Genomic DNA, 11,607 nt, shown 5'->3' with positions numbered 1-11,607 from the left:
ACGCTGTTCCGCCGGTTCGGCGACCTGGTCGGCCCGCTGCTGCGCCGGCTGCGTGAGCTGGACCTGCCGGGCTTCGGCCGCTCGGGCGCGGACGCGCCGAGCACGCCGCGGACCCCGGACGGCACGCCCCCCCGGGGCCCGGGCGACGGCACCACCCCGGACGGCCCCCCTCCCGGCGGCGGCAGCGTGCCGGGCGGCGGCGGTACGCCTGGTGGTGGCACGCCCGGTGGCGGTGGCACACCTGGTGGTGGCGGCACGCCCGGTGGTGGCGGTACCCCTGGCGTCGGCGGCACCCCGCCGATGCCCCCGCGCGCCCCCGAGGCGGAGCTCGACGTCCCGCACGTGGACCCGCCGCGGCCGCCCGACGGCCCGGGTGGGCGCCCCGGGGACCCCGAGACGCCCACGACGCCGCACGACCCGGAGGGCCCCGACGGCGGTCGTCCGGGTGACGACGGCACGGACCCCGGCGACCCGACGGACCCGAGCGACCCGACGCCTGCCCCGGACCCGCTGGCGCACAAGCCGGCCGGTGTCACGGACGAGGAGTACCTGCGGGTCCGCCAGGAGTCGGTGCACAACCCGGACGCCGACCGGTACATGCTCGGGCGGTTCAACGCCGACGGGCGCAGCTACGTGACCGAGGCGGGCGACCACCACACGTACTTCTCCCTCGGTGACGACTGGGCCGCCATCCAGACGTCGCAGAAGCTCGACGACCAGGGGATGTTCGAGGCGTACAACCTGCCGTTCCTGGAGGACGCCGTCGCCAGCGGCAAGCCGATCGACTTCTCGCACGACCCGACGGCCAACACCAAGGCGTTCCTCTACCAGGAGTACGAGTTCCTCGCCGGTCCGCCGAACTTCTACACGATCACCAAGAACGGCGACTACTGGACGATGCTGCCCCCGGGCGCCGCATCGTGACAGGTGCGTACCCGTGGCGTCCGGCCGACCTCTCTCTCGCGGTCGCCTCGCGGGCGCGGATCGTCGCGGGGGCGGTGCGCGACGCGATGGTGGACGAGGACGGGCGTGCGCTCACCGCGATGGTGTGGAGCGCATTCCGACTCGAGGTGAGGCTGGTCCCCGGCGGGGCCTCGGCCACGCTGCGCACCCCCGACGTGGTGCGGCTCCCCACCGTGGAGGGGTCGTGGAGCGACGCTGCGGACACCGTGACGGAGCGCGCCCTGCACGCGGCGCGCGACCTCCTGCCCGACCGCTACCTGGCATGGCACGAGGCCCGGACCACGATGGACCCGGAGCCGCGCCTGCGGGACGGTGACGACCTGCGCAGCCTCGACGCGGTCCTCACGCTGCTCCGGGCGCGGTTCGACGGTGTGATGTCGGCACCGGAGGTCCACCCGGGCACCGAGGAGGGGGACGAGGTGCGCGTGCGCCTCTACGGCCGCTTCGACCTGGTGACCGGGCTGGAGGCACCGCACCGGACCTTCTACCGCACGCTCGCCATGCCGTGGGGCGGCTACCTGCACAACCTCCCCGGCGAGCGCCCGGGCGTCGCGGGCACGCCCGGCTCCGTCCGGCGCGCCTACCGTGTGCTCGACGAGTACTGCCGTGCCCGCCTGGACCTGCCGCCCCGGACCGACGACGAGGAGACCCCGTGACCGTTCCCGCAGGTGACCGGTCGGCCGCCTACTTCGACCTGCCGCAGGCCGCGCGGGTGCGAGCGGAGCAGGACCTGTCGGTCGAGCAGTACGTCGACGCGTACGTCGTGCCGTTCGTCGAGGACGCGGTCGCGTCGGGCAAGCCCGTGACGTTCCCGGTCGACCCGTGCACGGTCCCGGACGACGGCGTGCTCGCGCGTCAGCTCGAGGTGCTGACCGGGCACGGCCTGCTCGTCGACCGCGACGCCCACGCCGACGGCCTGTGGCACGCCGTGCGCCCGGCGGAGCGGGGGACGTCGGCGGGGCTGCAGTGGGCGGCGTGGTGCGCCGAGGCCACCGCGGCGGTGCTCGGCGACGACGTCACGGAGCCGCGGCTGCGCTCGGCGTCGGGTGCGGCGGAGGTCGTGCTGCTGGGGGCGTACGTGCTCACCGTCGGCGTGCGACCAGGCGGCGCGTGGGCGCGGCTCGACGGCTTCGCCCTGCCTGCGGTCGACCTCGCCGCCGAGGACGCCGACACCGCTGCCGCCGTCCGCGACGTGCTGACGCAGGCCCGGGACCGCGCGGCGGCCACCCTGCCGGCGGCCTACCTGGCGCGGTACCGCCGTGACCCGCGCGGCGCCGGCCTCGTCGTGCGGGGCTACGAGCCGGACCCCGGGCTGCCGGGCGTCGAGCAGGCCCTCACGCGGTTCCTCGGGGACGGCTGGGCGGTGCTCGGCCGGCGGCAGGACGCGGAGGTGGACGGGCTCGCGCTCGGCGTGCGCCGCCGGTTCAGCGCGCACCTCGCTCTGCGTGGCCCCGAGCGTGCGCTCGCCCGGTCGGTCGACGTGGGCGCCGGCCGGCACCTCTACGCGCTGTTCGGCGGGCGGGTGCCGCTCGACAGCGCGCCCGTGTCCGTCGCTCGCGCCGTCGCGGAGCTGGCGGAGTGGGTCGAGCTGCGCACCGTCGCAGCCGCCTGACCGGTGCCGTCCCCGAGCGTGCCTGTGCTCACCGTCGACGGCCTCCGCGCGACTCCCGTCCGCCGGACGCTGGTCGTGCACGTCGACGTGCTCCGTCGCGCGTCGCGCCGCCGGGCGTCGACGTGACCACCGCCGACCACGGCGCGCAGCTCCTGGCGGCGGCTGCGTCCGCGGCCGCCGCAGGGTCGCCCGTCAGCTTCTCCCGCGACCCATGGGACGTCCTGGATGCGGGCCGCCGGGCAGGGCTCCTCGGTGAGCTGGCGGCCCACGGGCTGGTCCTCGACCGCGACGCGCACGCCGACGGCCGCTGGCACGCCGTCCCTGCCGACGACCCGGCGGCACCTCCCGCTCTCGCGTGGTCGACCTGGTGCGCGCGGGCCACCGCGGCGGTGCTCGGTGCGGACGCCGCGGAGCCCCGGCTGCGCTCGCGGTCCGTCGCGGCGGAGCTCACCCTCGACGGGACGAGCGTGCTCGAGGTGGGCGTCCGGGACGACGGGGTGTGGGCCCGGGTGGACGGTGCGGACGTGCCGCCCGCGGCTGCGGCGGGGCCCGCCGGCGCGTCCGACGTCGCGGCGTCCCTCCGGGAGGTCGTGCTGCGGGCGCGCGCGCAGGCGCGGGCGGTGCGGCCGGCCGCGGGCGGCGCCCGTGCGCGCGGCGGCCGCCCGGCGCACCCGGGCGACCTGTTCCGCGTCGTCGCGTCCCCGTCGCGGAACGTGGCGGCGGAGGTCACGTCGCCCTGCGCCGACGCGGCGGGCACGTGCGTCACCGGCACGGCGCTGCTCGTGCACCCGTTCGAGGTGCGGCTCGACGACCGCGGCGCGGCGGGGTGGATCCGCACCGGGCACGGCACCGTCGTCCCGTTGGACCACGTCGAGGCACCGTGGGACGTCGCCGCCGACCGGGTGACCGAGCAGGCGCTCGCCGTTTCGCGGGCCGCGCTCCCCGAGCGCTACCTGCGCTGGCTCGCGGGCCGCGTCGCGATGACCCGCGAGGAGTACCGGCGGGGCGGTGGCGACATGCGGAGCCTCTCCGCCGTCCTCGATCTGGTCCGTGCGGAGTTCGGCGTCGACGCCGTGGACCGGCCGGTCCTGCAGCCGGGCTACGACGACTGGGTCCGCGTGCGCGTCTACGGCTCCCTGGACCTCACCGTCGGTTTCGAGCATCCCCGGGGCAACTTCGGCCGAGCCGTCCACCTGCCCACCGGCGCGGGGGTGGCCGGGCTGCCCGGTGAGTACGCGTGGGGCGGCACGAGCGTGGCGGCCGTGCGGCACCAGCTGCGCACGACGCACGAGTTCTGCCGCGCGCTGCTCGACCTGCCCCCGCTGGACGACCCGCCGCCCGCCCCGGCCGCGCCCGCCAACCCGCGGCGCACCGACGAGGAGCACGCATGACCGTCCCGCACGCCACGACGACCGCCACGGCGGGGCCGGTGCGCGTCCGCCGCGCCGGCCCGGCCGACGTCGACGCGGTCGGCCGCCTGGTCGCCGGCGTCTACGTCGGCGAGGGGCTGGTCGACCCGGCGTCGCCGTACGTCGCCGAGCTGGGCGACGCCGCCCGGCGTGTGAGGCAGGCCGACGTGCTCGTGGCGACCCTGGCCGGCCCGGACGGCACGGAGGAGGTCGTCGGGACGCTCACGTCCGCGCCCGCCGGCAGTCCTTTCGCGGAGATCGCCCGCGACGGCGAGGTCGAGCTGCGGATGCTCGCGGTGCACCCGGGCGTCCGCGGGACGGGTCTGGCCGCCGAGCTCGTCCGGACGGCGCTCGCGGAGGCCGCGGGAGCGGGGGCGCGCGGGGTCGTGCTCACCACCAAGGTCGAGATGCGCGTCGCACAGCGGCTGTACGAGCGGCTCGGCATGGTGCGCACCCCGGAGCGCGACTGGGCGATCGGGCACATGCCGATGCTCGTCTACACGTGGTCCGTCCCGGCGGCGCCCGGGGCGCTCGTCGAGGCGGCGACGTGGCCGCCGCTGCGCGTCGAGCGCGTCGGGTCGTGGCGCGTCGGGACGTCCGACGGCTTCACGCAGCGGGGTAGCTCGGTGCTGCCGCTCGGCGCGCCGGACGACCTGCCGGCGGCCGTCGACGCGGTCGAGGCTCTGTACGCGGCGGCAGGGGCGCCCGCAGTGTTCCGCGTCGGCGACCCGGGCGCTGCGCCCGGCCTCGCCGCCGAGCTCGACGCCCGCGGGTACGTCACCTCGAGCGTCACGGACGTGCTGGTCCGCGACCTGACCGGGCGCCGGCGCGCGGTCCCGGTGGCGGGGGAGGACGTGTCGGGCGGCGCTGTCCTCGCCGGCGGCCTCGCGCTGCGCGTCGCCGACGCCCCGGACGACGCGTGGCTCGACACGTGGGTGGGACTCAAGGGCGGCCCCAAGGGCACCGGCCGACGCCTCCTCACGGGTGCACCGGCCCTGTACCTGACCGCCACCGCGCCGGACGGCACGCCTGTCGGCGTGGTGCGCGTCGCCCTCGCGGACGGCTGGGCGGCGTTGTCGTGCCTCCAGGTCGTGCCGGGCGGGCGCCGCCGCGGGGTCGGCCGCGCGCTCACCGTCGCGGCACTCGAGGTGGCCGCCGCCCGCGGGGCGACGCGCGCGTTCCTGCAGGTCGAGGCGGACAACGCCGCGGCCCGCGCGCTGTACGCCGGGCTCGGGTTCGCCCCTGCGCACCGCTACGCCTACCGTCGGCAGCCGGGCGGGACGGTCGGCGGCTGCTGAGGGTCCGTCAGCGGGCGACGGCGGCCGGTGCCGGCAGCCGCGCGTCGACCGCCGCCGGCGACAGCACGTGCTCGGCCGCCATCGCGGCGGCGCCCAGCACGCCGGCGCGCTCGCCGGTCCGCGACGCGACGATCCGCAGGTGCTGGGTCGCGAGCGGCAGCGAGCGCGCGTAGACGACCTCGCGGATGCCGGCGAGCAGGTGCTCGCCGGCGTCGGCGACGCGTCCGCCGATGACGATGACCGACGGGTTGAGCATGCTCACGGTCGCGGCGAGCACGGCGCCGATGCTGCGCCCGGCCTCGCGCACCGCGGCGGACGCGGTGACGTCGCCGGACCGGACGAGCGCGACCACGTCGCCGCCCGACGCCGCCGGCAGCCCGCGGCCGGCGAGGTCGGCGGCGAGCGCCTGCCCGGACGCGACGGCCTCGAGGCAGCCGGTGTTCCCGCAGCGGCACGGCCGGTCGGCGCCGCCCGGCACGGCGATGTGCCCGAGGTCGCCGGCGGCGCCCTGCGCGCCGCGGCGGATGCGGCCGTCGGTGACGATGCCGGCGCCGATGCCGGTGGCGACCTTGACGAACAGCAGGTCCGCGACGCCGGACCAGCAGGTCACGTGCTCGCCGACGGCCATGATGTTGACGTCGTTGTCGACGAGCACGGGCGCGTCGAGCAGCCGGCCGAGGAGACCCGGCACGTCGGCGTCGTCCCAGCCGGGCATGATCGGCGGGTTGATGGGCCGGCCGGTGGCGTGCTCGACCGGTCCCGGCAGGCCGACGCCCACCGCGGCGAGGTCGCCCGGGGGCCGGTCCGCCTCGTCGAGGAGCCGGCGGCCGAGGTCGGCCACGCGGTGCAGGACGACGTCCGGGCCGTCGGCGATGGTGATGGGCTCCCCGTGCTCGGCGAGGACGGTGCCCGCGAGGTCGGTGACCGCGAGGCGCGCGTGCGTGGCGCCGAGGTCGACGGCGAGCACGACCTCGGCGGCGGGGTGGAACGCGAACGTGGCGGGCGGTCGGCCGCCGGTGGACGACGACGCCCCGGCAGGTGCGACGAGGCCGGTCGCGAGCAGCGCGTCGACGCGTGCCGCGACGGTGGAGCGCGCCTGACCGGTGACCGCGGCGAGGTCCGCCCGGGTGCGGGGGCGGCCGTCGCGCAGCAGCTGCAGCAGGTCGCCGATGCCGGGGGAGCGGGTGGTCCGCAGCGGCTCGTCCATGCGCACAGTGTCGCCTCCTCGCCGCGGTCGCCGGACTTCGGCATGTCACGGTGGGATAACTCTGCCAGTTGGCACGCATCTTTTGCTTGACCGTCGGCAGAAGTCGCCGTACGTTCTTCGGCATGGTCAAGGACGACCCCGCGGCTCCCGCCGCACCGACGGCTCCCACGGACGCGATCCTGCGCATGCGTGGCATCGTCAAGCAGTTCCCCGGCGCCCGGGCGCTCGACGGCGTGGACCTCGAGGTCCGCGCGGGGGAGGTGCACTGCCTGCTCGGCCAGAACGGCGCGGGCAAGTCGACGCTCATCAAGGTGCTCGCCGGCGCCCACCAGCCCGACGAGGGCGAGATCCTGCTCGACGGCAGCCCCGTCACCATCGCGCACCCCGTCGCCGGCCTGCGGCTCGGCGTCGCCACGATGTACCAGGAGCTCGACGTCGTCGACGGCCTGTCGGTCGCCGAGAACGTCTGGCTGGGGCACGAGATGGCGTCCGGCGGCTTCACGCAGCGCCGCGCCGCCGCCCAGCGCACGCGCGCGCTGCTCGCCCGCCTCGGGCACCCCGACCTGTCGCCGCACCGCGAGGTCGGCTCCCTGTCCGCGGCGGGCAAGCAGATCGTCAGCATGGCGCGCGCGCTGTCGCACGACGCCCGCGTCATCGTGATGGACGAGCCGTCCGCCGTGCTCGACAGCGAGGAGGTCGCCAACCTCTTCCGCGTCGTGCGCGAGCTCACCGCGCAGGGCGTGGCGGTCGTCTACATCTCGCACCGCCTCGAGGAGATCCGCCAGATCGGCGACCGCATCACCGTCCTCAAGGACGGCCGCACGGTGGCCCAGAACCTCCCGGCGGCGACGACGGCGACCCCCGACCTGATCCGCCTCATGACCGGGCGGACCGTCGAGTACGCGATCCCGCGGCGCCCGGCCGTCCCGTCCGACGCACCCGTCGTCCTGCGGGTCGAGGACCTCACGGTCCGCGGCGCGTTCGCCGACGTGTCGTTCGACGTCCGGGCGGGCGAGGTCATCGGGCTCGCCGGCCTCGTCGGCTCGGGCCGCTCCGAGGTCCTCGAGACGGTCTTCGGCGCCCGCCGCGCGCACGCCGGCCGGGTCAGCGTCGACGGGCGTCCCGTGCACGGGTCCGTCGGCGCGGCGGTGCGGGCGGGCATCGGCCTGTGCCCCGAGGAGCGCAAGAGCCAGGGCCTGCTGCTCGACGAGCCCGTGTACCGCAACATCACGCTCTCGTCGTTCGGCCGCACCGCGCGCGGCGCCTTCGTCGACGAGCCGGCCGAGCGCCGCGTCGCCGAGGAGCAGATCCGCGCGCTCGACCTGCGTCCGGCCGACCCGGACCGCGCGGCGCGCACCCTGTCCGGCGGCAACCAGCAGAAGGTCCTGCTCGCGCGCTGGCTGGTGCACGGCTGCCGCGTGCTGCTCCTCGACGAGCCCACGCGCGGCGTCGACGTCGGCGCGCGTGCCGAGATCTACGCCCTGGTCGCGCGCCTGGCCGAGGCCGGCGCCGCGGTCGTCGTGGTGTCGAGCGAGATCGACGAGGTGCTCGGTCTCTCCGACCGCGTCCTCGTCCTGTCCGAGGGGCGCGTGGTCCACACCGGGCCGGCGTCCGAGATCGACGAGCACCGGGTGCTCGACCTCGTCATGGAAGGAAGTGCCGCGTGAGCGACCAGCACCTCACGGCCGGCGTGGCCGCGGACGAGTCCGCGCGCGTGGAGGACGCGAGCGCCGCCGCGCGCCCACGCCGCAACCTCCTCGCCGGTGCCGCCGGGCGCAACCTGGGCCTCGTCATCGCGCTCCTGCTCATCTGCGCCGTCGGCGTCGCGACCGCCGGGGAGCGCTTCGCGAGCCTCGACAACCTCATGACGATCCTGCGGCTGGCCGCCGTCATCGGCGTGCTCTCCGTCGGCGTCACCTTCGTCATCACCGCCGGCGGCATCGACCTGTCCGTCGGCTCCGTGCTCGGGCTGTCGTCCGTCTGGGCGTCGACCCTGGCCACGCAGGCGATGGCGGAGCAGTACCACTGGGTCGTCATGGTGGTGTGCGCGCTCGCGGTCGGCCTCGGCGCCGGCCTCGTCAACGGCGTGCTCATCGCGTACGGGCGGGTGGTCGCGTTCATCGCCACCCTGGCGATGCTCGTCGCGGCCCGCGGCCTGGCGGAGATGATCGCGAACCGGCAGACGCAGGTCGTCCGCGTCGACGGGTTCCTCGACTTCTTCCGCTCGGACCTGCTCGGCGTGCCGATGCTCGTCTGGATCTTCGCGGTCGTCGCCGTCGCCGGCTGGGTGCTGCTCAACCGCACGACGTTCGGTCGCCGGACCGTCGCCGTCGGCGGCAACCCGGAGGCCGCGCGGCTGGCGGGCATCGACGTGCGCCGGCACACCATGTACCTGTACGCCCTCGCCGGCCTGGCCGCGGGCATCGCCGGCGTCATGATGCTCGGCCGCACCACAGCGGGCAGCTCGACGAACGGCCAGCTCTACGAGCTCGACGCCATCGCCGCCGTCGTCGTGGGCGGCACGCTGCTCGCCGGCGGCCGCGGCACGATCGTCGGCACGGTCTTCGGCGTCCTCATCTTCACGACGCTGACCAACGTCTTCACGCAGAACAACCTCTCCATCTCGGCGCAGGCCATCGCGAAGGGCGTCATCATCGTCGCCGCCGTGCTGCTGCAGCAGCGGATCGCCGAGCGCTCCCGCGCGCGCACCTGACGGGCACGCCCGTCCCCCTGGCACACCCCTGTACCCGCCCGTCCCCGCGCAGCACCCCGATCGAGGAGGATCGCCATGTCCGCACCCCTGCGTCGCCGCTGGCTCACCGTGGCCGGCACCGCCGCCGGTCTCGCCCTGGTGGTGACCGGCTGCACGTCCAACGCCCCCCAGGAGTCGCCAGACGAGGGCACCGCCCAGGCCGCCGTGCCGGGCACCGAGAACGACGAGCCCGGCGACACGGTCACGATCGGGTTCTCGGCCCCCGCCGCCGACCACGGCTGGATGGGCGCCATCACGCGCGCCGCCGTCGCGGAGGCCGACAAGTACGAGGACGTCGAGCTCGTGCAGGCCGAGGCGACGAACGACGTCAACCTGCAGATCAGCCAGATCGAGCAGTTCATCAACGACGGCGTCGACGCGATCGTGCTCCTGCCGTTCGACGGCGCCGCCCTCACCGAGGTCGCGCACCAGGCGATGGAAGCCGGCATCGTCGTCGTCAACGTGGACCGCGAGTTCGACGACCCGAACGCGGCCCGCACCACCGTGCTGGGCGACAACTACGGCATGGGCGTCAGCGCCGGCGCGTACATCTGCGAGCAGCTGGGCGACCGGGGCGATGCGAAGGTCGCCGAGATCGCCGGTATCGACTCGCTGCCCCTGACGCAGGACCGCAGCCAGGGCTTCGCCGACGCGCTGTCCGAGTGCGGCCTCGAGGTGAGCAACCGCGTCGCCGCCGACTTCACGGTGCAGGGCGGCGAGGCCGCCGCGGCGAACCTGCTGCAGGCCGCGCCGGAGCTCGACGCCATCTGGAACCACGACGACGACCAGGGCGTCGGCGTCATGGCGGCCATCGAGAACGCGGGCCGCGACGAGTTCATCATGGTCGGGGGCGCCGGCTCGAAGAACGTCATGGAGTCGATCAAGGCGGACGACTCGGTGCTCAAGGCCACCGTCGTCTACCCGTCGACGCAGGCCGCGGACGGCGTCAAGCTCGCCCGGCTCCTCGTCCAGCAGAAGGCGATGAGCGACCTCGTCGAGGTGGAGGTGCCGCGCACCGTGCAGCTGTACGCCCCCGTGGTCACCAAGGCGAACGTCGACGAGTACCTGCCGACCGCGTTCGAGTCCTGACCCGCGCGCCGGGCGGGCGGACCGCCCGCCCGGCGCCCCGACCCACGAGGAGGACCCCGTGGCAGACACGCTCCCGCGCCTGGGCATCGGCATGGTGGGCTACGCGTTCATGGGCGTCGCCCACGCGCACGCCTGGCGCACCGCCCCCCGCTTCTTCGACCTGCCGCTGGCACCCGACATGGCGGTCGTGGCGGGCCGCGACGAGCGGGCGGTCCGCGCGGCCGCCGACCGGCTCGGCTGGCGCGACGCCGAGACGAGCTGGAAGGCGCTCGTCGCCCGGGACGACGTCGACCTCGTCGACATCTGCACGCCCGGCGACACGCACGCCGACATCGCGGTCGCCGCGCTCGAGGCCGGCAAGCACGTGCTGTGCGAGAAGCCGCTCGCGAACTCGGTCGAGGAGGCCGAGACGATGGTCCGCGCGGCCGAGGCGGCCCGCGCCTCGGGCGCCCTCGCGACGGTGGGGTTCACCTACCGCCGCGTGCCGGCCGTGCAGCTCGCCAAGCGGCTCGTCGACGAGGGACGCATCGGCACCGTCCGGCACGTGCGCGCGCAGTACCTGCAGGACTGGATCGCGGACCCGCAGGCGCCGCTGTCGTGGCGGCTCGACCGCGCGAGGGCCGGCTCGGGCGCCCTGGGCGACATCGGCGCGCACGTCGTGGACCTGGCGCAGTTCGTCACGGGTGAGCACCTGACCGGCGTGTCGGCGGTGCTCGAGACGTTCGTGCGCGAGCGGCCCGTGGCGTCGTCGTCCGCGGGCCTGTCGGCCACGGGCTCGTCCGGGGGGGAGACGGGCCCGGTCACCGTGGACGACGCCGCGGTGTTCCTCGCTCGGCTGTCGGGCGGGGGCCTGGCGACGTTCGAGGCGACGCGGTTCGCGTACGGGCGCAAGAACGCGATCCGGCTGGAGATCAACGGGTCGGCGGGGTCGCTCGCGTTCGACTTCGAGGACATGAACGTCCTGCACTACTTCGACGCGAGCCAGCCGGCGTGGGAGGCGGGCTTCCGCCGCATCGTGGTCACGGAGCCCGAGCACGCCTACGTCGGCGCGTGGTGGCCGGCCGGGCACGGGCTCGGGTACGAGCACGCGTTCACCCACCAGGCGGTCGACCTCGTGCGGGACGTCGCGGCGCACCGTCAGCCGCGGCCGTCGTTCGCGGACGGGCTGCAGGTGCAGCGGGTCCTCGACGCGGTCGAGCGCTCGGCCGCCGACCGCAGCACCTGGACCGACGTCCCCGCACCCACGACCGACACCTCGACCGACCCGGAGGCCTGAC

At 76.0% G+C, this 11,607-nt stretch carries 9 protein-coding genes and 1 pseudogene; 9 read left to right on the top strand and 1 reads right to left on the bottom strand.

The genetic code is table 11. The features are described from left to right. The 5 genes and pseudogenes from AB6N23_RS04860 to AB6N23_RS04840 form a co-directional block, all read left to right on the top strand. Window positions 1-924 (top strand): annotated as a pseudogene (locus AB6N23_RS04860) (hypothetical protein); the annotation flags it as partial. Window positions 925-998: 74 nt separating this feature from the next. Next, complete coding sequence (locus AB6N23_RS04855) at window positions 999-1,619, top strand: hypothetical protein (protein WP_412864963.1); 621 nt, start codon at window positions 999-1,001, stop codon at window positions 1,617-1,619. After that, window positions 1,616-2,575: a hypothetical protein gene (locus AB6N23_RS04850; protein ID WP_412864962.1), complete on the top strand. Its 960-nt coding sequence runs from the start codon at window positions 1,616-1,618 to the stop codon at window positions 2,573-2,575. Before AB6N23_RS04855 ends, AB6N23_RS04850 begins: the two co-directional genes overlap by 4 nt. Window positions 2,576-2,697: 122 nt before the next feature. Continuing rightward, window positions 2,698-3,966, top strand: coding sequence for a hypothetical protein (locus AB6N23_RS04845; protein ID WP_412864961.1), 1,269 nt, complete (start codon window positions 2,698-2,700; stop codon window positions 3,964-3,966). Beyond that, complete coding sequence (locus tag AB6N23_RS04840; protein ID WP_412864960.1) at window positions 3,963-5,282, top strand: GNAT family N-acetyltransferase; 1,320 nt, start codon at window positions 3,963-3,965, stop codon at window positions 5,280-5,282. Before AB6N23_RS04845 ends, AB6N23_RS04840 begins: the two co-directional genes overlap by 4 nt. 7 nt (window positions 5,283-5,289) lie before the next feature. On the opposite strand, the gene AB6N23_RS04835 is transcribed toward AB6N23_RS04840, so the two are convergent. Then, window positions 5,290-6,489 (bottom strand): ROK family transcriptional regulator, encoded by a 1,200-nt coding sequence (locus AB6N23_RS04835; protein WP_412864959.1) that lies wholly within the window; start codon window positions 6,487-6,489, stop codon window positions 5,290-5,292. Between the two features lie 122 nt (window positions 6,490-6,611). Here AB6N23_RS04835 and AB6N23_RS04830 point away from each other — a divergent pair, with 122 nt between their 5' ends. The 4 genes from AB6N23_RS04830 to AB6N23_RS04815 all read left to right on the top strand — a co-directional run bounded on the left by AB6N23_RS04830 (window position 6,612) and on the right by AB6N23_RS04815 (window position 11,606). Then, window positions 6,612-8,156, top strand: a complete 1,545-nt coding sequence (locus AB6N23_RS04830) for a sugar ABC transporter ATP-binding protein (protein WP_412864958.1) — start codon at window positions 6,612-6,614, stop codon at window positions 8,154-8,156. After that, the gene (locus AB6N23_RS04825; RefSeq protein WP_412864957.1) at window positions 8,153-9,202 is read left to right on the top strand and encodes an ABC transporter permease; all 1,050 of its coding nucleotides are present in this window, start codon (window positions 8,153-8,155) and stop codon (window positions 9,200-9,202) included. The genes AB6N23_RS04830 and AB6N23_RS04825 overlap by 4 nt, the downstream gene beginning before the upstream one ends. 75 nt (window positions 9,203-9,277) lie before the next feature. Then, a complete protein-coding gene (locus AB6N23_RS04820) occupies window positions 9,278-10,330 on the top strand; it encodes a substrate-binding domain-containing protein (RefSeq protein WP_412864956.1) in 1,053 nt (350 codons plus the stop codon). Between the two features lie 91 nt (window positions 10,331-10,421). Beyond that, entirely contained in the window at window positions 10,422-11,606 is a 1,185-nt protein-coding gene (locus tag AB6N23_RS04815) for a Gfo/Idh/MocA family protein (RefSeq protein ID WP_412864966.1), read from the top strand. Window position 11,607: the final 1 nt, after the last annotated feature.

The organism is Cellulomonas pasadenensis (assembly GCF_047229365.1).
Classification (GTDB): Bacteria; Actinomycetota; Actinomycetes; order Actinomycetales; family Cellulomonadaceae; genus Cellulomonas.
This window is presented reverse-complemented; position numbering and strand designations above follow the sequence as displayed.

What these genes read in the sequence shown, in the direction of transcription:
- AB6N23_RS04840 (WP_412864960.1), top strand. Translation starts at nt 3,963, where the DNA reads ATGACCGTCCCGCACGCCACGACGACCGCCACGGCGGGGCCGGTGCGC.
- AB6N23_RS04835 (WP_412864959.1), bottom strand. Translation starts at nt 6,489, where the DNA reads ATGGACGAGCCGCTGCGGACCACCCGCTCCCCCGGCATCGGCGACCTG.
- AB6N23_RS04830 (WP_412864958.1), top strand. Translation starts at nt 6,612, where the DNA reads ATGGTCAAGGACGACCCCGCGGCTCCCGCCGCACCGACGGCTCCCACG.
- AB6N23_RS04820 (WP_412864956.1), top strand. Translation starts at nt 9,278, where the DNA reads ATGTCCGCACCCCTGCGTCGCCGCTGGCTCACCGTGGCCGGCACCGCC.
- AB6N23_RS04815 (WP_412864966.1), top strand. Translation starts at nt 10,422, where the DNA reads ATGGTGGGCTACGCGTTCATGGGCGTCGCCCACGCGCACGCCTGGCGC.